This window comes from Algoriphagus oliviformis, assembly GCF_017254915.1.
Classification (GTDB): domain Bacteria; phylum Bacteroidota; class Bacteroidia; order Cytophagales; family Cyclobacteriaceae; genus Algoriphagus; species Algoriphagus oliviformis.
On sequence record NZ_JAFKCT010000013.1, the window covers coordinates 1 to 24368 of the forward strand.

Here is a 24368-nt window from a genome sequence, read left to right on the forward strand (position 1 = left end):
TCCCACATTCCCACACTTCTTGAAAATCTAAATAGGGATTTTCAGGTGTGGAAATATGGAAAACTCACGCCCTTCCTGTATACTTGACCTCAAACCATTCCTGTCCTAAAGATTGGGGAATGCTCAGTCCACGATGTAGATCTTGGCATTCAACGGCATTAAAAATCAAGAGACGGTTGCACTTTCTTCGCTCTGGATGGGTACTTGTTTAAAACGTATTAGTTTTAAATTAAGTAAGTTGCCGTTATTTAGCAATTGTTTTTAGTCCGTCTGGTCGTTGTAAACTTTTTGTAGTTTGTATGTTGGCATCCGTATGTACTCCCCTTGAAGTTTGAGATGCAGAATTGGGTTGTTGAAACTGGGAAAAGGGTATTCGAACCGGATATGGCTTGAGCTGCTTGGTTTTTTTTCGTAGTTGGATTGTCTGAAAACTTTTTTTGTATCGAGTATGGGAACCCAATTCTAGAGCTTGGATGCCCAAACCAATACATGAAGACATTGCCGCTCCCCCAAAAAGGCCAGACTTTTGGATAGTCTGTAGAAATAGATTGGAGCCGGTTTGCGGTTGGTTGAAAAATACAGTCGCTGTGTATGTCTCAAACCGCCGGAGAAACTTGGGATGCGGGGTGGGAACTCCTCCTTGCCGGGGTTGGCAGTCGCTTCGTTTTTTCGTATTTTCAGAGCCTTTAAATGGGACAGCGATGGTCAAGCAGGCAACAAGAAGGAATTTTTTCGTTTCCTACCACCATAGATCCAATTTTCAATTTCTGATGGATCTTCGGGGCACGTTACAGGATAGCCACATGAGGGATTACGGCTTTAGGGATCTAGACTTGTCCGAAAGCTCCAAGTACGGCATTTCCAGGCAGATCCAACACCGGATTTGGTCTTCGTCGGTTACCTTGGTCCTGGTGGGAGAGAAGACTGGGGGGAGTGATTGGGTGGATTGGGAGATTTGGTATTCTTTGCAAAAAGTCAAGGCCTCGGGGCCTGCACGAAGGGTGTCCAACCCCAAGGGGCTTGTCGCGCTTTTCCTGCCGGTGGGCCAGCACCACGTACCCAAAAGACTCCTGGAAAACCTGGATTCTGGCTATGCGGTAAGGCTGGATTGGAAGGATATCGCGGAACGATTTTATCCAAGCTTGGAGCAAGCCTATAAAAATCGGACGTCGTTCCATTTGATCAGAAATATCCAAAAGCCGAAAATCAATCCGCAAGGACTTTTGGGGAGGATCATTGAATGGTTTTAGGGAAAGGTACTTTTTTGGAAATTAGGGGCAACCTTTCCAAGCCTTGGGGCGATTATACTAAGGTTGTTTGGCGTGTTCGGAACCAAAGCTGAAGAATTTTGAACGACACGTTTTTATCGCAGGTGGAGTATGGGGTTCACCCAGTGCCTTTTGACCCTGTCGGAGAGCAGCGAGGTGACAGGTTTCAAATCAGAGACAGATTTCAATATGGATGCGATTAAAATTCTCTTTGACCATATCGAAAATGGGGGTTTCTGGGACAAAAGTCTTACGCTTAAAAGAAGCGACTATCTAAAGACTGCCGGTACTGTTGAGACAAACCTTTTCTATATTGTCTCCGGCAGTATGAAGATATCGATATTGGATGATTGCGAGGAGCATGTCGTTCGGTTTGGATACAGGGGTAATTTCATAGCTTCATTGGACAGCTTTATCTCGGAAAAACCATCCGATTTTTATATCCAGGCTATCAAATCCACCACGCTGAAAGTCATATCAAAACGCAATTTTCTTAGCCTGCTTGGGCAATCGGTAGAATTGACCAGGCTTTGGAACGATTTGCTGCAACAGCTTATCTTGCATCAGATCGAACGTGAAAAGGATATATTGATCAGCTCGCCAAAGGAGCGATACGCTAGGGTCTTGCAGAGAAGTCCCCAACTGTTCCAGGAGATACCCAACAAACATATCGCGTCCTACCTGAGAATGTCCCCGGAGACGCTTTCCAGGCTCAAGAAAACTTGATCTGGATCAATGTTTCAACCTGGCGGAGGGTGTTTCTTTGCATCAAAACTTGATATTATGAAGACAGCGGACTTGATCGACGAATTAAAGGGATACACCAGCCAGCATATCAACGATGCATTGTTTTTTCTATCCCTTCCCTTGGAACAGCTGCGCCATAAGGACCACGCGGAAAGTTGGAGTGTTTTGGAGTGCATAGAGCACCTGAACCGCTACGGAGATTTTTATATACCCGAGATCAGACGCCGATTGGAAAGGTCCCCGTACCCAAAGTCCGAAGATTTCCAAAGCGGCCTATTGGGAGGTTATTTCGCAAGCATGATGCTTCCCAAAGAAAGGCTGAACAAAATGAAGACTTTTCGGTCCATGAACCCCTTGAATTCCGACTTGGATGTTAGGGTTTTGGACAGGTTCATCAGGCAGCAAAAAGAGATTTTGGAGCTGCTGGAAAAGTCAAAATACACCGACTTGGTGAAGGTGAAAACCTCCATTTCCATTTCCAAATGGATTAGGCTTAGGCTGGGAGATACCTTCAAAGTTGTCGTGTATCACAACCTCAGACATATCAGGCAGGCAAAGAATAACCTAACCGAGACGCCAATTCATAGTCCGCAATTCCGTGGGTTGGAATCCACGGTCGGGTAGCGTATGGTTTCCGGGAATACCTTACTTACCCGAATGGTCAAGCAGCCATGTGCTGTATATAGGAAGGCTATTCTTGGATTGCTTACTTTGTGGTATCGGCAATGCAGGCTTCGATGAAAATTTGCTTTTCCCTTAGCTGTACAAAGACCAAGCTTGGTTGCGTAAATGGAACACCAATCCGTTAGTCATCCGGATTTCCGAAAACGATCAGCTGGAAATCCTTCCGACCAACCTGACAAAGTTGTGGACGCTGGGTTTATAGGCCTTTTTGTATTCCTCCAGCGCGGCCATGATGTCTTCGAAGACATCCTTGGACTCCTCCATGAATCCCCTTACCAGCAGTGGGTCAGCATTCAGGTCGATAAACTGCATGGGTGACTTTTCCTTGCCACCCGTTTCTTCGACAAGGTCGAAAACAACTATCCACCTCCCGAATGCACTGATCAAATGGCTTTGGTCTTGTCCCGCCAATCGTTCAAAATAAACCTCCTTTCTTTTGGAAGCTATTTCCGACAGGTTGAAGACTATGCTTTCGTTTTTTTCCGCAATCGCGAACATCTGGTCCATCGTGATAAAATCGACCTTTAACTGAACCTCCTGGAGGGTTTTCATGGATAGGTTAAATGGGTAGGCTGTTGTTTCGCTTTGGCTGGCCTAAATAGGTTTGTCTTTAGGTTTTTGAGGTATCAAACCAGCAAAAGGAATGGCGGTTATTGGATTAATGCCAATACATCACTACAATGTACAGTTAAATTCACAGATTATATAGTTTTTATAACATTGTTTAGGTTAAGATGTTCATTATCATGACTTGCCTCTACGAATTTTTCGCTTTGTCCTTCTTTGGGTTTGCCGTATCCGCCTGCCAGGCATTGGGTATAGTTTAAGCTGCTGCAAGCTTCTTTTTCAGAGCGGAGATTTTCCCGGAATCCATGCCACAAAACAACAGGTAGTTTTCTATTCCCCCTTTTGCCGCCAGGATACGCAGTGCCACCTCCAGGTTTTCTGTTTTGGTGTCCATTCCGGATGCGAGAAAGTCCGCGTGGATCATATCCCTGTCTGCCCCGGATAGCAGGTGGATAAGGGCGGCAAGAAAACCGGTTCTGTCCTTTCCGGAGTGGCAATGCACCACACACGCCCCTTCCGCGTCCAAAATCCCCTCCAGGGCAGTTCTGACGGCTACGGCGGCACACAGCGCAAAGAACCGATAGACCTCTTTGGAATCGGCTTCGCGTTTGTCGATTTTCATGATCCCTGCCGAGAAAGCCAAATGGTCGATTGGGGCTTCGATTCGCTTGACAAGCCGGAGACTGTCGGCCGAATAGCATTTTTCAACTGCCTCACGCGTGGACCTCAGATCAACCACGGTTTTGATTTTGGTATCCAACAACATTTTGTTAAAGAACGACTCTTTTTGAACCAGGGTGAGGGTGGCGCTTCGATACAGTATTCCGGGCTTGATCAACGGATTGAAAAGACTGAAATCCCTAAAATTCCAAAGTCTGTCCCTCTTGAATATGGCCTCACATTCTTGTTTGGTCTCTGCCAAAAGCGGATCCGAAAGAAAATCCGCGGCGGAAGAAAAAAAGAACTCAAGTAATCTTCTTTTTTCGCCGTTGGCCTTGTGAAGATCTATGGGGCCATCCAGGGGCAGCGGCCCACGGCCATAGGCTGGGGGATGCGATGGAGCATGGGAATCCAAGTGCCTGCCGGTAGCGAGGCATCGCATCGCATTGGCAAACCGAATGGCCTCGTTGTACTTCTGCCGGTATAATTCCGGGTCACCTTTCCGGTGGTGTTCGGAACAGGCATGGAAACAGGCCATAAAACGATCCGTGATTTCCGATGGTGACCAGCTCTCGGGATATTGGTTTTTCATGCGCAGCCTATAGCCAAACAATGGGGTTTGGATAATTTTGGTATCATTAAAAGTATCGAATAAATGCAAAAAAAAGTAAATTGAATTGAGTCCCCACACGGGTGATCAATTCCTCTGTCCCCCAAAACAAACCGAATGGCTGCCAGCAAATCTGTCATTGAATGGGTTGGCACGGGCCTACGGCTCGCTGCCGAGACAAACCGCCGGACTAGGCCGCAAGAGCTGCCGGGTAAGGGGCCCGAAAGGGGAGAACCCTGTTTTCGGGCGTTGGTGGCCCAAGCCTTTCTGCTCAGCCATCTCCCGGCCATGCACGGGGAGTTTGCCAGGATTTCCCCCCTGGAGTCGATGGCTACACCTATCTCGACAATCGGGACGCTGACCAAGGTGTCCTTTCGCAATATCCGTCGGTTTTTGCACCCGGACTCCGACCGGGTGAGTCTTCGGGAGCTTCGTGGCAGATATTTGACCGCGTCTGTTTACATGGATGTAGCTACCTCCTTTCTGGTGGACAGGCTGGAAATACCCAGAGCAAACCGCGTGTTTTGGGGTTTGGGGGGCGGAATGTTCCTGATTCCCCGCCACTTTCGGCAAAAATTGCACGATGGCCTTCTTGAATTCAACAAAATACACGGAATACCGGAAATCGGATTTGAACTGCATATCGACCATGGTGATGTGGAAGGCCAGGCAAGGGAAACCTCCGAATCCCAAACCGGCCTTGAACAGCGAAAGCATTCCAAGGATAAACTGGCTGGATGGAAAGGCTTCAGTGGGAACTCCGGCGAGGCTGAGTCCGATTACGTCGTACGGTTTGCTCGGGGACTGGCGAATTCCGACTTCTGGAGTTTTCAGTACGGGGGGCGAAATCTCGCCAACCGGAAAAGCGGACTCGAATCAGCCCTCGAAAGCCTGCCTTTTTGGGTCTATCCCGCCTCCCGATACCCAGACGGGGAGAGCGTTCCGCGGGGCAGCTATCTTGCGGACTTGGGTGGGGACTGCCCTTTGATGGATACTTCCCTCGTCGATCTCGCTTCGGGGCAGGGGAATGCCATGGTCACCTATTTCCGCTTGGATGTATCCGGGATGAGCGGTGTTCTGCGACGGGCGGCAATGGAAGGCGTAGGCGAAGTGTATGGATTATGCCGAAGAATGGAGCTCTTTTTTAGGGAGACCATTCCGGAGATCTGCCGGGATTTCAACGCCAACCCGCAGCAGGGGCTGTCGGTAGCACTGTTGCACGCCACCTGTGACGATGCCATACTGGTGGCCAGGGGTGAAAATCCCAACCCCCTGGCAGAAAGGCTGGTCGGAGCTTGTAGGGAAAGGACGGGACAAAAGCTAGTCTACGGAGGGATACAACTACGGCCGGGACATACTTCCAGTGACCTGAGCCATGGGGCGATGCTCCGGCTGGCAGCTAACAAACAGCTCCAAAAATGACCGACCCGAGCCGACGCATGTACTGCACCGTCACCAATGACGCCTTTGTTCCAGGTACCTTGGTGATGCTCCATTCCCTGGCCAAACATGTCGCCGCATTCGGGAAGAGCCGTTTGAAGGTTTTTTTCAACCGTACCTTCAGCAGCCTGAGTGCCGATTACCGCAGGGATATCCTGGAAATCTGTCCCCATGCGGAATTGGAAGAGGTATTTCAGCCCCGGTATGAACTGGGACGGCTGGAAGACGAGTTTCACCGTCCGGCATTTTTGACCCTGGAGGCATTTCGACAGACGGAAGCAGACCAGGTGGTATTTTTCGATTCGGATATGATGTGCCTCAGGGATTTTTCGGAAGTGCTGACTATAGGCTTCGATTTCGCGGCAACCCGGTGCAGGAGCAACGGAGGAGTTTGGCTCAACACCGGGTTTTTCGTTCTCAACAGACGGCTCATCGGGATGGAAGTTTACGGCGAATTGCTCGAAAGGCTGCCCCTGGACCACGGGCATATGGTGGATCAGCCATTGATCAACCAATACATCTCCGAGATGAACATGGAGGTCCTTGAATTGGAGCGATTTTACAACTACCTGTATGTCGGTGGACATCCTGAGATTCCCGATGACAGCAGATATCTGGAGGACCTGCCCGAAATACGCATACTCCACTGGGCGGGGAGGGTCGGTAGAAGGATCAAGCCGTGGGATGGATCCGCACCCGATTTTCCCTCGCTTCGCAGTTGGAGAAGGGAGGAAGCCGAAATGCTGGGACGGTTCGGTCGCATGCGGCTGGAGTCCTGAAACAATCGACAAACAGACTTTGTGCAAATGCTGACAACGAAGATTTTCACTTTTTGGCTCGGGCCGATGCCCGCATACATCAGGATGTGCCTTCAGACCTTCTCGAAGTCCGGGTACGATTGGGTGCTGTTGGACCACTCCAATATGAACGAATTCATACCGCGGGATGAACTGCCGGTGGAGAGGCTGATGGCCTTTCCACCGGCTGCGCAGGGAGACATCGTGGCAGTTTACATGATGAACCGGTATCGGGGCTATTTCATCGATGCTGATACGGTGTTTTTCGGCAGCATTCGCTACCTGGAGGAACTGTTGGACAGCCACGAACTGGTGATGGTCGGAGATGAGAACGTGCCGTTCTGCCATGCGGCGTTTATCCTGGGTAGGGGCGACAGCCTGATTCTCCGGGAATGGAAAAAAAGGATCGACGAACTGTTGGCGGTTTTTGAAAATCCAGGGACTCTGGGCTTTGACGGGATGTATTCCGGTGGGGTAAAACCCACCAGTTTTGGCAATCCACTATTGGCGCCGCTGATCCGCAAGTGGACGGATCGTGTGAAAATACTGGACAAGGATGTTTTTCTTCCCGAAAACCTGGGTTTGGTGGATGTTTCGCCGGAAGGCAGAAAGCGAGCCTATGTAGAATATTATTTCAGCGAAAACTCCCAAAAAAAGCCAAATACCCATTTTTTGGTTTTGCACAACTCCTGGACACCGGACTGGTATAAGCTATTCCGTACCGAGGACATCCAAAAGGACGGGTGTTTTTTGAGCAGGCTTTTGGCTCAAGCTATCCGCTGAAAATGGCAGCCCTTCCGTTTGAGGCCTGCCGCTTGTCGTTGTTTTTTTAGGGATTGAGGCGCCGCTTGCGGTCCGTCTCAGTCACCTCTTTTTGCCGATGGCTCCTGCCGGCCTTAGCTTGGAGAAGGGATAAACTGCGCCACCACAGGCACCACGGCCAAAGACAGCAGGATGGAAAAGAAGACCACCAGGGAAAAGCACTCTTCCTCCGTTTCCAAAAAGGAAGCGAACAGGGAGATGTTGGAGGCGACCGGAAGAAAGGGGAGAAGGGCCAATATCAGATAGTCCTCCATATCCAGGCTTTCCCATAGCAGGTATTCTCCGCCGATGACCAAAAAGGTGAAAAGGGCCGCCGAAAGCATCCTGAAACCCAACAGTTTTCCGAAGTAGGCGATCTTGGTGTTTTTGAAGTCCACCTGGTCCAGATGCACTCCCACGATCATCATCCCCAGTGCGGAAACCACCCAGCCCACTACGTCCATGACGGGGGAGAAGCTGTCCGGTATTTCCAGCCCCCAGATCTTGATGGCTATAGCCACGATGAAAACATAGATAAAAGGCACTTTGAGGATTTCCTTCACAGCTTCCTTGGTGGACAGCTTGGTCTTGGCTACCTGGAAGAAACCGATGATGTCGCCATACACGGCCGTGCCCAGGTACACGCAGATCAGTATGCTCGTAGCCTCCTTGCCAAACAGGGCCGAGACCACGGGCAGTCCAAAAAACAGGACGTTGAAGAACGTGAATGAGGATTTCAGAAGGTTGGTGTCTTCCCGCTTGGCAAGCGTTTTCTTCGCCAACAGCGCAGGGAGGTTCATGGCCAGGGAAACCATAAACGAAAGCACGGGGATGAGGGCGATTTTGGATGAGTCTGCCTCCGAGACATTGTACACCACCAAAACGGGGATGAGTACAAAAACCAAGGGGGTAGAAACAAGGGCAGGGTTGATGCCAAGCCGCTTTCTGAGAAACCAGCCCACTCCGATAAAAGCCAATACCGGCAGGAGGTTTTGGAACAGCTCAATCAGTACCTCCATGCGCCAGCTTTTTGGTGATGTGCTTACAAAGCGTGGCAATACACCGGACATTAAACCAAACGGCGTTTACGTCCAGTAAAACCCCATTGCAGATATGCCCCACGGCATAGAGGTTCCCATGGGATTGGTGCTTGCCGATCACCTCCATCCGGTCGGGATCCACCCGGATTCCCCACACCGGATAGGCTTCCACGACTCCGCTTTTCAGCAGGTTTTGCATCAGGGTGGATTTCATTTTCCCGACCTCTGTCGCGGGGCCGGTCGCGTTGATCAGATACGAGCCCTCATGGCGCTGCCCGTTGCCGTATTCCAGCACAAATTTTTCCCTCTCCCCGTCATAGCTTACCCGATGCATGGGGAAGTTGACTTCCAACCTTCCGCTTTTGAAAAGCCCACTTAACCGTTCGGCATTGACCAGGGGCATTGCATGGCGTGTGACCGTCCAATACGGTCCCAGCCATTGCTTAAACCTCTGTTTTTCGGAAATCGACAGCCACTCCCACATCTGGGAGGATTCATAGCGCAGGTCATACAGGATGTTGATGAAAGCATCCCCACCCTCCAGGGCAATGCGGATGTCCCTTTCGAGCAGCTGGTCGGCGGGGAGCCCCACACGTCCGGTGGCCTTCCAGTCGATGGGCCCGCCTTGGTAGTGCTCCGCTTCCTGCTGAAACAGCCGAAACAATTCCTTGACCTTGGGTTCTCTCCAATCCGTACGTCGAATCCGGTGTACGCGGGAAAGCGTCAGAAATTTTCGCCGATAGGCGGCTTCTTCCTTCGGCTGTACCCGGGGCAGCAATCCATCCAGGGAGAAAAGGCGGATCTTACCCCGGTGGCCGCTGTCTGTCAACGTCATGATCGTGTCGATTGCGCTCAGGCTGGATCCAAGCACGCATACCTCCGTGTCCTTTGGGATGCCATTGACAATGGGTTCACTCGGCCAGGGGAAATCAAAAAAAGAGCTCAGTCCTTCAAATTCAGGGAAGTCGTTTGGCTTGGGGGTTCCGGGGACGAGGATGACGTGGTCTGCAATCCTGGCTGGCCCAGTCGCCAAATGTATGCGCCAGCGGGCATCCTTGGGAATCAGGTCTATGGCCTCTTCGTGGAGGACGGTCACGTCCAGTCCGATTTTCCCGGCTTCCTGGAGGTAGTGAAGGGCCTGCTCTTTGATATACTCCCCATAGAGACGGCGCGTGGTGTAGGAATCGTCGAGAGTAGCTCCGCCTTTCACTTCCCCTGAACTGTCCTTTCGATGCTTTTTGAGCCAACGGGAAAAATGGTCGGGTTCAAAGGAATGGATGCCCATCAAGTCTGCCTGGGTATTCAGCAGGTGGCCCGGTTGATCGGTGCCAAACGCCAGCCCTTGCCCAACTTCTTTCCTCTTTTCGATCAGGAGGATCTGGGTGTCGCGATGCCGGTCGGCGATTTTCAACTGTACCATCAGCTCTGCCAGGGCGGCAACACCGCAAGCTCCACCGCCGATTATGGCAACCGTAGTCTTTTCCATGCTTTTGGTTTAGATTTTCTTAACTGTCTTTTTCGGCTTGGGGTTTGCCATGATGGCCGGTTTATGGAGGTTCAAATGGGATCGTCGTAGATTCCATGCCTCATCCTCCCGCTCTTGGATGGAAGAGGGGGATAAACCCCTGTTTTTTGATCGCAGGGCTGCTTGGACATTAGTTCAGGTAGGACTGCCCCAGACAAGTGGCGACAAAATTTCCCGTCCTTTTACCGCAAAGCCAGCGTAGCTTCCGCGGTTTCAAACCTCGTCAAAAATGCGCATCGCCAGAAGCCCGTTTCCCACGGCACCGCCAGCCCGGATGGCGGAGGCGATGAATACCGCTTCCGCGATTTCCTCTTTGGTGGCCCCGGCCTTTTTCGCGTTTTGGATGTGGGATTCCATGCAATAGGCGCACTGGGTAGTCAATGCCACTGCTACGGACATCAGTTCCCGGTATTTGACCGGGATCAGTCCGTCGGCCCGCTCCGCGGTGTGCTTGAGGTTCATAAAAGCTGCCGACTCCTTAGGGGCGGATTCCAGTAGTTCCCTGGTGTAGCGTCGGTCTTTTGGGTTTTGGTATTCGTCCATTTGCTTGTGGATTAGTGGTTTGAGCGTTTATTATAACCAAAACCCAGTCAAATAGCCACCTTCAAATGACGGGACTGCCCACCTTTTCCATTAAGGCTACCCATAGCCTAAATGGCATGGTCTCTATGGTTTTGCCCAAGCCGGGAGGACAGGGGCCTAGCCCGCCACGCTCTCCTTCAACAGGGAGATAACCAGCTCTTTGCTTAGCGGCTTGCCTTTCGCCTTTTCCCGAAGGGTGTCAAAGGGGTATCTGAAGCCGCAGCCTTCCTTGTAGGCGCTGCATCCATAGGCCGTTTTCCCCCGGATGATGTCGCCTTTCTGGCATTGTGGACAGGGAATAGCAGGCGGCGTGTTTTTTGGCTCCTGCGGAATCGCTGTTTTCTTTTCCTCCAGCACCAGTTGGAACTGACTATCCAACCGCAGCAATCCCTCTTTGTCGCCCGACTGGGTTTTGAATCCCTTCAGGTTGACCGTAGACCCTTTTTGCAGTAAGCGCAGGTACTGGTTCTCCGAGATTTTCTTTCCTTCGAAAGCAAAAGGCAATAGGAAGTCACATCCCTTTTTGTAGGCACTGCATCCGTAGCTGGATTTGCCTTTCAGCAGCGAGCCTTCCTGGCATTTGGGGCAGGCATATCCGACCAGGGCAGCCGCCGTCTTCTCTTTTTCTGGGGGCTTCCCCTTATCGGCGGCTTTCGCTTCCGACGGAGGGGCGATGATCGTTTGCCTGTTCTCCCGAATCACCTCATAGACCAGATGCTCCACCATGACCTTCATGTTTTTCACAAAAGAGCCCGCATGGTAATTCCCCTTTTCTATTTCCCTCAGTTGCTTCTCCCATTGCCCGGTGAGCTCTGCTGAGGTCAGTAGGTTGTTGCTGATGATATCGATCAGCTGAATCCCGGTTTCCGTCGGCAGGATCAGCTTTTTGTTCCGCTCGATATACTGCCGCTTGAAAAGCGTCTCGATGATGCTCGCTCGCGTGGAAGGTCGACCGATGCCGTTTTCCTTCATCAGTTCCCGCATCTCCTCGTCGTCCACCTGCTTTCCGGCAGTCTCCATCGCCCGCAATAGGGTCGCTTCCGTGTAGTGCTTGGGGGGATTGGTTTCTTTCTGGAGAAAGGAAGGCTCATGCGGCCCTTTCTCGCCTTTGGTGAAAAGAGGAAGCTCGTCTTTCTCCTTCTTCTCTTTTTCCAGGGATTCAAAGACCACCCGCCAGCCCTTGTCCAGGATTACCTTTCCGGTGGTCTTAAAGGGAACGGTATCGACCTTTCCATGGACGATGGTATTGGCTACCAAGCAATCCTCATAAAAAACCGCGATGAAGCGTCTGGCGATGATGTCATATACTCTAAGGTGGTTCCCGTGCAAGCTCCCCTGCACGCCAGTGGGGATGATGGCATGGTGGTCGGTTATCTTTTTGTCGTCGAATACCTTGGCAGACTTTTTTAGTTTCTTGCCTAGGATAGGTCGGGTCAAGTCCTCGTATTGGCTAAGCTTCTCCAGTATGCCGCCTGCTTTGGGGTAGATGTCGTTGGGTAGAAATGTGGTGTCCACCCTGGGGTAGGTGATCACTTTCTGTTCGTAGAGCTGCTGGGCGATTTTGAGCGTTTCGTCGGCGGAAAGCCCAAACTTGGTATTGCAGTACACCTGCAAGCCGGTCAGGTCAAACAGCTTCGGCGGGGATTCCCTGCCTTTTTTCTTTTCGACGGAGACCACTTCAAAGTCATGCGCTTTCACCTGGTTGGCAAAAGCTTCACCGTCTTCCTTTCTTTGGAATTTCCCTTCCTCGCAATTGAAGGTGGTCTCCCGATAGACGGTCTGGAGTTCCCAATAGGGCTGGGGCTGGAAATTCTGGATTTCCTTATACCGGTTTACGATCATCGCCAGGGTAGGCGTTTGGACCCGGCCTATGGAGAGCACCTGTCCATAGCCTCCATACTTGACGGTGTAGAGGCGGGTGGCATTGATGCCCAGCAGCCAGTCGCCTATAGCCCTGGAATAGCCTGCGTAGTAGAGGTTGTCGTACTTGGAGGAGGCTTGCAGTTTTTCGAAGCCTTCCCTGATGGCCTCCGTAGTCAGGGATGAGATCCATAGCCGCTTGACTTCTCCCTTGTACCCGGCCTGCTCGATGACCCATCGCTGGATCAGTTCCCCCTCCTGACCGGCATCACCACAGTTGATCACCTCGGTGGCAGTTTCGAAGAGCTTTTTGACGATGTGGAACTGCTTCTGTATCCCGGCATTGTCCACCACCTTGGTTTTAAATTTTTCGGGCAGCATGGGCAAGTGGCTGAGGCTCCAGCTCTTCCAAAAGGGCTCGTAGTCATTGGGCTCCAAGAGCGTGCAAAAGTGGCCAAACGTGTAGGTGACGATGTAGCCGTTTCCTTCGAAGTACCCGTCCCGCTTGGAGTTCGCCCCGAGGACGGTGGCAATTTCACGGGCGACGCTTGGTTTTTCAGCAATGCAAACTTTCATCTGACGCGAAACTACCCAAAATCACCTAAGCCCACCAAGATGCCGGGGCCGTTAGGGGATTGGAAATGACTGATCCGCTGTGCGCCAAGGGGATAGAGATTGCTAAAATGAATACGGAACTGGGTCTCAAATGTCTTTTTCTGGTCAAAATACCCTGTATAGGAGGACAAACCGTTAAGAAACAGCCCGGTGGGCTGTTTTAGGTTTGGGCCAGTCCCGACCACTGTACGGGGGCAGGATAGGAAATGTCAACTAACTATATTTTCTTAGCCTTACCAGCTCACTACCACGGATTTGCAACCCATTTGTCCACCCGTTGATCCCTGCATTCCGGTTTATTGGTTGTAGTCTATAACCTGCATGGACTCGGCGGAAATGAAAACTTCGTTCTATTGCTTCACAAACTCCCTCTCTTTTAGGAGAGGGTTGGGGTGAGGTAGAATCCCGAAGAGCGCAGCGATATCGGGAAGGGCTGGGGTGAGGTAGTATAGAGGGCATCATTTAGCAATAGATTTATTGTCAAATTGTTTAACAACAGATTTTTTGTCACTTCCTAGACCATGACATATTCCGATAACCTTTTCTACGGAGCATCATCCCTGACTCACCAAAGGGCAAGGGAGTTGAGAAAGGTTCTCACACCTGCAGAAAGGCTACTCTGGGAAGTCCTCAAAAACAGGCAATTGGGTGAATACAAGTTCCGTCGCCAGCATCCAATCTACCGATATATTACCGATTTCTACTGCCACGAGCTCCGTCTAGTGATCGAGCTCGATGGCGGAGTGCATGATGGGGTAGAGCAGCAAGAGCATGACTTTTATAGAGACCAAATTATCCAAGAATTTGGGATTCGGGTCTTAAGATTCAAAAACGAGGAAGTGGTGGATGGGCTACAGAAGGTATTGGAGAAAATAAGGGCGGTTCTGCCTTGATTTACCCCACCCTAACCCTCCCCTTAAAGGGAGGGGACTAGATCCGTGTTGCATGGAATAACCTTCTCCAATTTTCTTATCTCTTGTGAGATACTTCGATTTCTGTGATCTTCTAGCTCGACTTTTAGCAGAATTGATCGCCCTCTCCATGTGGAGAGGGAGGGGTGAGGTTGTAAAAATACCCAGTACTGGGTATTTTCCGTTTTTTATTTTTTCGTTTCTTAGCCCTACCAACTCACTACCACCGTTCTGCAACCCATTTATTTACCCGATCCCTGCATTCTGGTCTTGCCGACTCTTCTTGAATCGTTTGTAACCGGTATGCTGGACTAGGAGCTAGTAACAACAATGTCCCAAAATCTATTCTTAGAGCTTTTCAAAGCTGGAACCGAGTCCGAAGTAGACTTGGTGATTTCCAAATATCCGAACGTCTTTCAAAATGAAAATTGGAAACCCATCGGAGGCTTGGAGTCCAATTTTAGTATCATCGAAAATCAGCAGTCAAACCCTATCGCCGCTTTGGTGGAGAAGGTGACCAATTCCATCGATGCCATTTTGATGAAAAAATGCTACGAGAATGGCATTGCACCAAAAAACCAAGATGCGCCTAAGACGATGGATGACGCAATAGATCTTTTTTTTGGAAATGCGTCGAAGTCTTGGGATTTAACAACAAATAGAAAGAAACAGGCGGAGGAAATTCAAATTCTTGCTGACGGGCCTACCAGGGAAAGTGCTGTGATTATTTATGACAACGGTGAAGGCCAGCATCCTCAAGACTTTGAAAATACTTTTTTGTCGCTTGTAAGAGGCAATAAGAATGAAATCCAATTTGTACAAGGCAAATACAATATGGGAGGTAGTGGAGCGATTGTATTCTGCGGAAAAAAGGGGTACCACTTGATAGGATCAAAGCGGTATGACAAAACGGGAGAGTTCGGATTTACCTTGATTAGGGAGCATCCACTTTCTAAGGAGGAACAAGTTTATAAAAAGAACACCTGGTATGAGTACCTATTGATCAAAGATCTGATCCCTTCCTTTCCGATTGAAAAGCTTGACCTGAATCTTTACAATAGGACATTTGAGACAGGGACAATAATCAAGCTGTACTCCTATCAAATGAAGGGAGTCTCTGGTTTTGCCCAGGATTTGAGTCAAAATCTCAATGAATTTTTGTTCAAGCCTGTACTTCCGGTATTGGCTGTAGATAGGAAGGAGCGTTATCCTAACAACAAAGTTCTTGAATCGTCGGTTTTCGGATTGCAGCGCCGCTTGGAAGACGAGAATGACTATGTCGAGGACAAGTTCTCAGAGATTTACAGTGACAGTGTCTTTGGGAAGATGAAGGTGACATGCTATGTTTTCAAAGCAAAGCGTGGTGACCGCACGGTTAAGCAAACAAAAGAGGATATCGCTAGGAACTTCTTCAAAAATGGAATGTCCGTACTTTTTTCTATGAACGGGCAAGTACATGGCTACTACACGACCGAATTTATAACCAGAAGTTTGAAGTTTAATTTGCTTAAGGACTACCTGCTTATCAATGTCGATTGCAGTCAGTTGAATTTTGATTTCAGAAAGGAACTTTTCATGGCTTCTAGGGACAGACTGAGACAAGGAGAAGAGTCTAACAAACTGAGGGAGTTTTTGAAGAACAATTTGGTGAAATCCAAACTTCTTGAGATTAACAAAAAGAGGAAGGATTCTATTGGATTGGAATCTGAGGATACCACAGAGCTTGTGAAATCATTCGCCAAAAATCTTCCCAAAGATGGCGAGTTGTTTAAACTCCTCCAGAATACGCTTAGGCTAGAAGATCGAAACAAGGCTGTAAAGCCGTCTACAAATCATTCCCAAAAAACGCAGAAAGTAGAAAAGGACTTTAAGCCCGAACGATTCCCGAGCTTTTTTAGACTTTACAATAAAAAGGACTCAGACCAGGTCTTCAATGTGCCTATAGGTGGAGAAAAAGCCTTAAAGTTCGAAACAGACGTAGAGGATCATTATTTCGACCGAGTCGAAGAAGCAGGGGATCTGCAGGTTTCGGTGCTCAACTTTAAAAGGAAAGACAACAACTCAACCGGAGGGACAGCAGCCGGAAAGGGGCAATTGGAAACTACTGACCTATTGAATATCGCTGTGTCAAGCCCAAACAAGGGTACAATCAAAATTACGGTCAATCCGAATACAGAACTTCGTCAAGGTGATGAAGTGGAATTGAAGGCTTCTCTCAAAGGTCCGGGAGAAAGCTATCAGGATGAGATTGTTTTCCTGAAAATCGTTGCTCCTGAAGGTACGTCCAAGTCCAAGGTCGAAGAGCCCAAGGAAGATTTTGAAAGTTTGGGGCTTCCGGAATTGGTGAAGGTGAAGGAGAACGAGTGGGGGAGTCTTGAAATGGATCGCAAAACAGTAATAAATCTGTTAGCTGAAGGAGACAAGTTGGAAAAAATTTACATCAATCTCGATAGTGCAGTCTTTCTAAACTACAGAAAGAAACTCACCAATGCCGAGCAGATCGAGGTGGCTCAGCGCAAGTATTTGGCGGCCGTATATTTCCACGTCCTTTTCTTATACATGACCACAAAGAGTAGGGGAGTAAGTCTTCTAAATGAAGATGGGAAGGACTTGCAGGTTGACGAGTACGTCAAGGACATTTTTGATAGTTACTACTCTGACTTCTTGTTGAATTTTGGTATGGAAAATCTCATCTCAGTTCTAGAAGACTAAGATTCAATATTTCGCAATGGGAGAAATAGAGGCCTACATAGAACAGTATCTCGCTAGCAAAACTAAAAATCCAGACACATGGATTCTCCATTGTTCTAGACAAAGCGATTTAACCAAAGCCGTTTACTATGCGGCTTTAGCAGAAAATCATCTCGGGAAAAGACATCCGCACCAATATAGAAGAAGCAAACGTACCTTGGAAGATTTCTCACAGTCGATTATTCTACAAGCTGATAGTTTGGAAAAGGCGGTTTCCTTTGATGAAATTTATCGATTGGTGGAAGCAAGCAAGGTTTACGATGTGGGTCCACTAACGATCTATGATACAGCGCAACGGATTGGGGCCTTTGTACAAGTGTTCCCGGATAGGATCTACCTTCATTCCGGGACAAAATTAGGTGCTGAAAAGATACTGGGACGGCGCTTGAAGCGAGCAACTATGGACCGCGCCGAACTTCCTAAGGCTTTTCAGGATCCAAGGCTTACATGTGCTGACCTCGAGGATATTTTGTGTCATTTGAAAGAGAATTTCTTTTTGGAAAGGACGCGGATTTCTGTTAAAAACAGCGGTAGAAAAGGGTGCTGAATTGCAAAGAGTTGATAGTAAGCTTTTCACATATTGTATTTCGATAAAAAGAAGGTTTTCCAATATTTTCACTCTGCTTTCCTTTATTTTGTAGGCACTTACAGCAGACTTAGAACCTCCAATGCAGCCCGAAAAACTCACTTTTACCGGTCATGATACCTTCCATTGCCGAAGCTTTTGGCTCAAAAAAGGGGTTGATTTTCTGGAAGATAGCGGGGATTTCGGTGCCGATGAGGCGGTTTCGCGTTTGGGTGTTGGGAAAAACATGGTTGCCTCTATCCACTTTTGGCTCAAGGCTTTTGGGGTGAAAGACGAAAACGGAGACGTGTCTGAGTTGGCCAATTTTATGCTTTCGGAGGGTGGCTGGGATGAGTTCTTGGAAAACCCCGGAAGTCTTTGGGTTTGGCAATATCACTTGGTGAGTTTGGGAAAGGCAAGTATCTACCAACTGTTCTTCAAGGAATTCCGAAAACTCCAGCGAAGAAATCAGTTTCAGAAATCTCAACTGGAAAAATTCCTTCTTCGAAAAACAGACGGTAAGGTCTCCGGCAAGACGCTGGAAAGCGATGTGAAGGTCTTTGTTAAGATGTACCTAGTCGAGGAGAAGTCTGGAAAGGGAATTGAGGACGATTTATCATCCATGTTCGTCGAGCTGAATTTGCTTTCAGAGATTCCAGCACCTGGCAAAGAAAAGACTTTCCAGCTCCGCGTCGATGCCAAAAAGGAAATACCGGCTCGGGTTTTTCTTTATTGCGTTTTGGATGCTTTTCCAGGGCGCGAGTCCATTTCCGTTGAGGAGATCATCGATGCCGTTGGGGATGCTTTGGTATGTACCAATGAAGGAGTGGAACGACATATAGGACTGCTATGTGATTTATATCCAAAGGAAATCACTTTCAAGGAAGACGCAGGAAGGAGAGAAGTACAAATTGATCCCACCCTCGACAAGTGGGAAGTTTTAATAGCGTATTACAATGGCTGAATTTTCAGTTTCCACCAATATCATTCGGGATCAGAACAGGGATATCCATTACATTCCCACGCCAAACGCCAAAAATGTATTCGAGCGTATAGCAAACAATTTCCGGACAGGGCACAGGGCTTTCAATATCGTAGGGTCTTATGGTACAGGTAAATCCAGTTTCCTGTGGGCATTGGAGCAAAACTTGGGTGGTAAAACTGATGCCTATTTTGGCGCAATGAATGGCCATTTCAACGGGATCAAGTCATTTGATTTTATCAATTTGATCGGGGAGAGTCGTTCCTTCAAAGAGGCCTTTGCCGAAAAAGTAGAAGCGAAAGAAGATTCAACGAAGTCTATTTTGCTTGGCTTGGATCAGAAGACATCCGATGACTCCTGCACAATGATTGTGGTGGATGAGTTTGGGAAATACCTGGAGTATGCCGTGGCTCACGATCCCGGATCGGAGCTTTACTTTATCCAAGAGCTTGCCGAGTTTGCCAATAGCCCGGATCGAAATGTCGTGCTGATCACCGCGCTTCACCAGAATTTCGGTTCCTATTTCTATAGCCTCAAGGCTGCTGAAAGAAATGAGTGGGAAAAAGTACGGGGCAGATTGCTGGACATCAGCTTCAACGAACCTATAGAACAGCTACTTTTCCTTGCCGCTGAGCGCCAATCTGAGAAGGGTTACCGAGTGCTGGATGAAGCGAACTTCGCTGCGTTAAAAGACCTGATCCAAAAATCCAATTTGATCAACAATACCGGAATATTGGATACAGATTTGGCGAGAAAGTTATATCCCTTGGATTACCTGTCTGCCTATGTTTTGGTGAATGCCCTCACGAGATATGGGCAAAACGAGCGCTCTCTGTTTACTTTTCTGTCCTCCAACGAAAAAGTTGGTCTAAGGGGCTGGAATCCCGATTCCGGTCAGGGGTTTCACTTAGGTAAGGTCTACGATTACCTCTACACGACACTTTCACCTTTTCTTCTCGATAGAAAGTTTAACCAGGATAAAGCATCTTGGGAAGGAGCGTTTTTGGCTTTTGAAAAAGTCAATTCCTTCTCCACTAAAGAGGGGGAATTTGAGGACATGGAAAACCTCCTCAAGACGGTTTTGTTGGTCAACTTGTTTGCCAGGGATTTCGGCACTTGGGATGGGGACATTTTGTCCGAGTACGCTAAGTTGACGATGGGGATTTCAAATCCCAAAAAGTTGATCCAAACCCTAAAAAATCAACGGGTAATCTCATTCTCCTACGCATCCAACAAGTTTCGGTTTTCCACCGGAACCACCCTCAATATCGAGGAAGCAATTGAGAATGCGGGCAAAGACCTGAACCAGAATATTGCGGTTACGCAACTTCTCAGGCAATATATTGAGCTGCCTGTGGTACAGGCAAAGGCCTATCAGTATAAATACGGTACTCCCCGCCTTTTCCAATACCGATTCGTGGAGGAGCTGGATTTCACAGAACCGGTGGCGGAGTTGGACGGCTATGTGAATATTCTGTTTACAGAGGAGGACATCAAAAGTAAACTGCTGGAGATTTCGGAGGGACTGAAATACCCGCAGTTTTTTGTAGTGGTCAATGCTTTGGGAAAGATCCGGGAGCTTCTTTTAGAAATCGAAAAGATAAAGAAGGTCATCGAGACTGAAGCCAAGGATGACGATGTGGCCCGAGAGATGCTTTTTGAGGAGCTGAGTTTTCTCGAAAACGGGGTTACCGAATTGATCGGTACCTATCTCTTTACCAGTTCTCCCGACAGCTATTGGCTGTATGGGGGAGATGAGATCACTATAGACTCCAAGACCAGCTTCAACAAAATGCTTTCGGCTGTTTGTGAGGCAAAATACGGATTGGCTCCCCGATTCAGAAATGAAATGGCCAATCGGGAGCACCTAAGTTCACCGATCATGACCGCTAGAAAGGCGCTCCTAGTGGATCTATTAGAGCGTGCACACATGGAGGATTTGGGTTACGATCAAGACCGCTTCCCGCCCCAAAAGACCATCTACCTCTCCCTTTTGAAAGACACGGGAATTCACAGGGAAGGAGTAGGCGGAGTCTTTGAATTGGGCGAGCCGTCGGACGTAAGTTACTTGCCTCTCTGGAAGCAGAGTTTGGAGTTTCTGGATTCTGCTGTGTTTTCCAGGCGAAATATTGACGATTTCTATACCGGACTTAGGACGGGGTCCCTCAAACTCAAAAAAGGATTTGTGGAATTTTGGGTGCCAATCTTCCTGATCAGCACGCGGGAGGACTTTGCATTGTTTCACAACGAGCGTGGCTATGTGCCTTATATAGACTCGGATGTGCTGGATCTAATTCACAAGAAGCCTTCCGATTTCAGTATCAAGTCGTATCGGGTCGAGGGATTGAAGCTCGATCTTTTCCATCAATACAAGGAGATCACCGCGGTCTCCGACGGGGTAGGACAAGGAAGTAGTTTTATCAGGATTTTCAGCGCCTTTGTGCGATTTTACAGAAACCTTCCTGCTTATACCGTCCAAACTGACAAGCTGACGCAGCAGGCGAAAGCATTTCGAAAGGCCATCAACAAAGCCGAAGATCCCGCAGCAGCCTTGTTTGAATCCATCCCTGTTGCATTGGGATATGGTAAGATCAGTTTCGAAGAAGATAGTAATACGCTAAAAGGCTTTGTGGATCAATTGAATGGAGCGATCTATGAGCTGCGTACCGCCTATGACGAACTTCTCAACCGAATAGAGTCTCGACTTTTGGAAATTGTTGGTGCTGAGGGTCGGGTGTTTGCGGAATACAAACCTCAGATTCAGAAGCGGTACCGGGCTGTCAAATCCCATCTGTTGATTCCGAAATTCAAAGTATTTCATACCCGCTTGATGTCGGCGCTTGACGATCGCGACAGCTGGCTGAAATCCCTGGCTGATCAGCTGTTGGGCAAATCCATCGACCAGATCAACGACCAAGAGGAGCATATTCTGATGGACAGATTTGAGGAGGCTTTTGCAGGCTTGGACAAGGTTTTGCTGGTTCACGATTATCTGGGAAACCAGGAGGAAAACGAGGCCTATTCCATTGACTTGATGGATAAAACCGGAAAAATCCTTCACGTTAAAATCAGGCTTTCGACCGAAGAACAACAACAGGCCGAGGAACTTTCCAGCGCTTTGGCTAAGTTGATTGACAAGAAGGAAAACCGCTTGCTTGGTAAAGCGGCGTTAATTAAATTGTTAAAAGATTTTTTATAAATGGCTCAAGTAAGACATGTGTTAGGGATCTCCGGTGGTAAGGATTCTGCCGCATTGGCACTCTACCTTCGGGATCGCCATCCCGGCTTGGACATCGAATACTATACCAGTGACACAGGACGGGAGCTTGACGAGACTTACGCTCTCATCGACCGCTTGGAAAGTGCTTTAGGAAAACAAATCAAGCGTATAGATCCCATCAAAGAAAATCACACCAATGCGCCTAGTAATTTTGACCATTTTCTGGAGCTTTACGGTGGCTATCTGCCTAGCTCCATGGCACGCTGGTGTACCAAAAAATTGAAGCTCGAGCCTTTTGAGGAATACATTGGAGAGGAGCCTACCATATCCTACGTGGGCATCCGGGGAGACGAAGACCGGGAGGGATACATCTCCAAGAAACCCAATGTGCAATCCATCTTTCCCTTCCGGGAAAATATCTGGAGTGAGGACGTGACCAAAAAGGTACTTTCCAATTCCAATATTGAGCAGCTCTTGGATTATTATCGAGAGCTATTTCCCACGGAGGAGTTTGAGATGGCAAAGTCTACCATTGCCAAGCGTATTGCCCCGGATTTTACACAAAAGCAAAAGCTCGAGACGCTACTTCGTTTGGGGATTAAGGAGTACAATCAAGCGGTATTCCGATATCTGAAGACGACCGACTATCCCGTGGGACAGCTGCATGAATTCCCGTTGCTTGATAATGAAGAGGTGATCAAACTCGCTGATGTTTTCAGGATCTTGGACGAAAGTGGAGTAGGCGCTCCCGGCTATTATAGACAGCTGAAGTACGAGGTGGAGATAGACGGAGAGATCAAGCAGGGAGTTTACTCCCGTAGCCGTTCGGGATGTTTCTTCTGCTTCTATCAGCAGAAGATCGAGTGGGTATGGCTACTTGAGCAGCACCCGGATTTGTTTGCGAAGGCCATGAGCTATGAGCAGGAAGGCTATACTTGGATGGAGGAGACACTTGAGGCGCTTGCCCAACCCGAGCGAGTTGCTGCCATCAAAAAAGAACATTATTTAAGAACTCACCGCGAGCAAAGAAAATCTTCTGGTAGTTGGCAAGATGCTATCTTGGAAGCGGAAGGTGTAGGGTGTGCTAGCTGTTTTATTTGAAATGCAGGAAGTTTTTGAACATTATTTTAAGTTTTGTAATAGTGCATGGATACATGAGGATAAATTGGTGTTTGAATATGGCCAATATTGCATTTATTATTTATTTGAAAGAAACGAGGAGCTAGAAGAAGATTTAGAAGAAGAATATTGGGACGATTACTATTCTTTTTTTTATATTGATACTAGTAAAGATTTTGAAAGAATTTTGTCCGGAAATTTGAGTTTCTCATCGTTTTCGGTAAGAAGAATTGAATTTTTAGGAGATAGAGAATATAGTGATGATGCGAGGTCAATTACAAATGAACTTTATATATGTTTAAAAAAAATTATATCATTTTTTCCTAATATTATACACAGTACTTTGGTTGACGTAGATTATGGGGATTCAATGTGTGAAAGTCCAGGAAACTACTATTTTTCTATAGAAATTAAAGAAGAGAAGTGGTGGGATTTGGATTTTGGAAAGTTCTTTACGGGTGTTTTGTTGGAGTATGAAACCTCTTTCAAGGTGCCAAGTTTTTATGTTTCCTTTTTTAATAGAAATCAATTAATTAGGGATGATAAGAATATATCAATTATTTCAACAAATACAAAGGTTAGGAGATTAGGGTATTTTAAAGTGTTGTCATGGTTTGTTGGTGAGTACGGTCGGGTTCCAGTGTTTTCAATGAACAAAAAATTTGAAAATTTTTGTTTGTCCTATCAATCTTCTTTAGATATAAATAAATATAGAAGAGGCTTAGTTGTTGAGAGTAGGACGGGAGTGTCGGCAAAACCATACATTGATGTAGCTGTGAATATGGGGCTATTGACAAAGATTAATAACTTATATCATGTTGGTAAAAATTTCAAGGTATATCAGGCCGTTCAAAATCAGTTTTCAGTTAAAGAGAATGTTTTTGTACTAGATGATTTTGATAGATTGTATTTTCTAGAAAGGATTTTAAAAAGTGATTATTTATATTTTAGTAATCTTTTGGAATTGATATTTATAGAAGAAGAAATTGAGTATTCAAGATTGTTGGATTTGTTCCAAGGTAAGTTATTGTCCCGTTTAAGTGAATTTAAAGAAAGTTTGTATGGCTATGATATAAAAGTGTCTAGAGAGATAGCTCACTTAATTACTAGAATTAAAAGTTGGGATAAACCACGAGTATATCTAGAACATGTTTTGATGCCTAGGTTAAATTGGATGCTGGATCTAGGGCTGATATCTAATTCATTTAAGACTAGATATGTTTTGACAAATGCTGGTAGAAAAGTTTTTTCCCATTTTGCTATTTGGAATGATCTAAATAAATCGAACATTGTTTCCCCTGATTTTTTTATCGACAAGTTTATAGTTCATTTGTATGATGATTGTTTCAATAACGGAGAGATTGTAAATCCTGTAGATTTTGGGTTTATTGAAAATATGATATTTAAATATGTAGATGATAGTTTTGAATTGTTTAGGACATTAGCTCCCAATAGAGTTACGATTTCACAAGCTGCAAATTATGCGAAATACATGTTGTATTTTTCTGATAAGATTTTGGTTGGATATGAATTTGTTTTAAGGGTGTTGAAAAGTAATAGTAGGGGTTTTGTATTTAAATATCAAGAACAATACAAAGATGGATATATTCAAAAAGGTTTTTAA

At 47.3% G+C, this 24368-nt stretch carries 19 protein-coding genes; 13 read left to right on the plus strand and 6 right to left on the minus strand.

The annotated features are described in order from the left end of the window. The first annotated feature begins 701 nt into the window (after positions 1-701). The 3 genes from J0A68_RS20800 to J0A68_RS20810 all read left to right on the plus strand — a co-directional run bounded on the left by J0A68_RS20800 (position 702) and on the right by J0A68_RS20810 (position 2639). Complete coding sequence (locus tag J0A68_RS20800; RefSeq protein WP_206580183.1) at positions 702-1250, plus strand: TIR domain-containing protein; 549 nt, start codon at positions 702-704, stop codon at positions 1248-1250. A 129-nt stretch (positions 1251-1379) separates the two neighbouring features. Beyond that, positions 1380-1994, plus strand: coding sequence for a Crp/Fnr family transcriptional regulator (locus tag J0A68_RS20805; protein ID WP_236025701.1), 615 nt, complete (start codon positions 1380-1382; stop codon positions 1992-1994). 57 nt (positions 1995-2051) lie between these two features. Next, positions 2052-2639 (plus strand): DinB family protein, encoded by a 588-nt coding sequence (locus J0A68_RS20810; RefSeq protein ID WP_206580184.1) that lies wholly within the window; start codon positions 2052-2054, stop codon positions 2637-2639. A 207-nt stretch (positions 2640-2846) separates the two neighbouring features. Here J0A68_RS20810 and J0A68_RS20815 read toward each other — a convergent pair whose 3' ends face one another. Both J0A68_RS20815 and J0A68_RS20820 read right to left on the minus strand, forming a co-directional pair. Then, a complete protein-coding gene (locus J0A68_RS20815) occupies positions 2847-3251 on the minus strand; it encodes a hypothetical protein (RefSeq protein WP_206580185.1) in 405 nt (134 codons plus the stop codon). A gap of 271 nt (positions 3252-3522) precedes the next feature. Beyond that, entirely contained in the window at positions 3523-4518 is a 996-nt protein-coding gene (locus J0A68_RS20820) for a tyrosine-protein phosphatase (protein WP_317195139.1), read from the minus strand. A 270-nt stretch (positions 4519-4788) separates the two neighbouring features. Between J0A68_RS20820 and J0A68_RS20825 the strand changes: the two genes are divergently transcribed. The 3 genes from J0A68_RS20825 to J0A68_RS20835 are packed head-to-tail and all read left to right on the plus strand — an operon-like array spanning position 4789 to position 7556. Further along, a complete protein-coding gene (locus tag J0A68_RS20825) occupies positions 4789-5958 on the plus strand; it encodes an HD domain-containing protein (protein WP_206580187.1) in 1170 nt (389 codons plus the stop codon). Next, entirely contained in the window at positions 5955-6755 is an 801-nt protein-coding gene (locus J0A68_RS20830) for a glycosyltransferase family protein (RefSeq protein WP_206580188.1), read from the plus strand. Before J0A68_RS20825 ends, J0A68_RS20830 begins: the two co-directional genes overlap by 4 nt. 27 nt (positions 6756-6782) lie before the next feature. Continuing rightward, positions 6783-7556, plus strand: coding sequence for a hypothetical protein (locus J0A68_RS20835; protein ID WP_206580189.1), 774 nt, complete (start codon positions 6783-6785; stop codon positions 7554-7556). Between the two features lie 113 nt (positions 7557-7669). On the opposite strand, the gene J0A68_RS20840 is transcribed toward J0A68_RS20835, so the two are convergent. The 4 genes from J0A68_RS20840 to J0A68_RS20855 form a co-directional block, all read right to left on the minus strand. After that, a complete protein-coding gene (locus J0A68_RS20840) occupies positions 7670-8593 on the minus strand; it encodes an AEC family transporter (protein ID WP_206580190.1) in 924 nt (307 codons plus the stop codon). Then, entirely contained in the window at positions 8577-10100 is a 1524-nt protein-coding gene (locus tag J0A68_RS20845) for an FAD/NAD(P)-binding protein (RefSeq protein ID WP_206580191.1), read from the minus strand. Before J0A68_RS20845 ends, J0A68_RS20840 begins: the two co-directional genes overlap by 17 nt. A 252-nt stretch (positions 10101-10352) precedes the next feature. Then, a complete protein-coding gene (locus J0A68_RS20850; RefSeq protein ID WP_206580192.1) occupies positions 10353-10682 on the minus strand; it encodes a carboxymuconolactone decarboxylase family protein in 330 nt (109 codons plus the stop codon). Positions 10683-10838: 156 nt separating this feature from the next. After that, on the minus strand, positions 10839-13157 hold the full coding sequence (locus J0A68_RS20855) for a type IA DNA topoisomerase (protein ID WP_206580193.1): 2319 nt from the start codon (positions 13155-13157) through the stop codon (positions 10839-10841). A 560-nt stretch (positions 13158-13717) separates the two neighbouring features. Between J0A68_RS20855 and J0A68_RS20860 the strand changes: the two genes are divergently transcribed. The 7 genes from J0A68_RS20860 (at position 13718) to J0A68_RS20890 (ending at position 24368) form a co-directional block, all read left to right on the plus strand. Further along, the gene (locus J0A68_RS20860) at positions 13718-14089 is read left to right on the plus strand and encodes an endonuclease domain-containing protein (RefSeq protein WP_206580194.1); all 372 of its coding nucleotides are present in this window, start codon (positions 13718-13720) and stop codon (positions 14087-14089) included. Between the two features lie 348 nt (positions 14090-14437). Further along, complete coding sequence (locus tag J0A68_RS20865; protein WP_206580195.1) at positions 14438-16819, plus strand: hypothetical protein; 2382 nt, start codon at positions 14438-14440, stop codon at positions 16817-16819. A gap of 16 nt (positions 16820-16835) precedes the next feature. Then, positions 16836-17405, plus strand: a complete 570-nt coding sequence (locus J0A68_RS20870) for a hypothetical protein (RefSeq protein ID WP_206580196.1) — start codon at positions 16836-16838, stop codon at positions 17403-17405. Between the two features lie 121 nt (positions 17406-17526). Continuing rightward, entirely contained in the window at positions 17527-18387 is an 861-nt protein-coding gene (locus J0A68_RS20875) for a DUF4007 family protein (protein WP_206580197.1), read from the plus strand. After that, complete coding sequence (locus J0A68_RS20880) at positions 18380-21604, plus strand: hypothetical protein (RefSeq protein ID WP_206580198.1); 3225 nt, start codon at positions 18380-18382, stop codon at positions 21602-21604. Before J0A68_RS20875 ends, J0A68_RS20880 begins: the two co-directional genes overlap by 8 nt. After that, the gene (locus J0A68_RS20885; protein ID WP_206580199.1) at positions 21605-22726 is read left to right on the plus strand and encodes a phosphoadenosine phosphosulfate reductase family protein; all 1122 of its coding nucleotides are present in this window, start codon (positions 21605-21607) and stop codon (positions 22724-22726) included. A 1-nt stretch (position 22727) separates the two neighbouring features. Then, positions 22728-24368: a hypothetical protein gene (locus J0A68_RS20890; protein WP_206580200.1), complete on the plus strand. Its 1641-nt coding sequence runs from the start codon at positions 22728-22730 to the stop codon at positions 24366-24368.

Excerpts from the sequence above, each read along its gene's own strand:
- J0A68_RS20800 (WP_206580183.1), top strand. The coding sequence starts at position 702 with ATGGTCAAGCAGGCAACAAGAAGGAATTTTTTCGTTTCCTACCACCAT.
- J0A68_RS20805 (WP_236025701.1), top strand. The coding sequence starts at position 1,380 with ATGGGGTTCACCCAGTGCCTTTTGACCCTGTCGGAGAGCAGCGAGGTG.
- J0A68_RS20810 (WP_206580184.1), top strand. The coding sequence starts at position 2,052 with ATGAAGACAGCGGACTTGATCGACGAATTAAAGGGATACACCAGCCAG.
- J0A68_RS20815 (WP_206580185.1), bottom strand. The coding sequence starts at position 3,251 with ATGAAAACCCTCCAGGAGGTTCAGTTAAAGGTCGATTTTATCACGATG.
- J0A68_RS20820 (WP_317195139.1), bottom strand. The coding sequence starts at position 4,518 with ATGAAAAACCAATATCCCGAGAGCTGGTCACCATCGGAAATCACGGAT.
- J0A68_RS20830 (WP_206580188.1), top strand. The coding sequence starts at position 5,955 with ATGACCGACCCGAGCCGACGCATGTACTGCACCGTCACCAATGACGCC.
- J0A68_RS20835 (WP_206580189.1), top strand. The coding sequence starts at position 6,783 with ATGCTGACAACGAAGATTTTCACTTTTTGGCTCGGGCCGATGCCCGCA.
- J0A68_RS20840 (WP_206580190.1), bottom strand. The coding sequence starts at position 8,593 with ATGGAGGTACTGATTGAGCTGTTCCAAAACCTCCTGCCGGTATTGGCT.
- J0A68_RS20845 (WP_206580191.1), bottom strand. The coding sequence starts at position 10,100 with ATGGAAAAGACTACGGTTGCCATAATCGGCGGTGGAGCTTGCGGTGTT.
- J0A68_RS20850 (WP_206580192.1), bottom strand. The coding sequence starts at position 10,682 with ATGGACGAATACCAAAACCCAAAAGACCGACGCTACACCAGGGAACTA.
- J0A68_RS20855 (WP_206580193.1), bottom strand. The coding sequence starts at position 13,157 with ATGAAAGTTTGCATTGCTGAAAAACCAAGCGTCGCCCGTGAAATTGCC.
- J0A68_RS20860 (WP_206580194.1), top strand. The coding sequence starts at position 13,718 with ATGACATATTCCGATAACCTTTTCTACGGAGCATCATCCCTGACTCAC.
- J0A68_RS20865 (WP_206580195.1), top strand. The coding sequence starts at position 14,438 with ATGTCCCAAAATCTATTCTTAGAGCTTTTCAAAGCTGGAACCGAGTCC.
- J0A68_RS20870 (WP_206580196.1), top strand. The coding sequence starts at position 16,836 with ATGGGAGAAATAGAGGCCTACATAGAACAGTATCTCGCTAGCAAAACT.
- J0A68_RS20875 (WP_206580197.1), top strand. The coding sequence starts at position 17,527 with ATGCAGCCCGAAAAACTCACTTTTACCGGTCATGATACCTTCCATTGC.
- J0A68_RS20880 (WP_206580198.1), top strand. The coding sequence starts at position 18,380 with ATGGCTGAATTTTCAGTTTCCACCAATATCATTCGGGATCAGAACAGG.
- J0A68_RS20885 (WP_206580199.1), top strand. The coding sequence starts at position 21,605 with ATGGCTCAAGTAAGACATGTGTTAGGGATCTCCGGTGGTAAGGATTCT.
- J0A68_RS20890 (WP_206580200.1), top strand. The coding sequence starts at position 22,728 with ATGCAGGAAGTTTTTGAACATTATTTTAAGTTTTGTAATAGTGCATGG.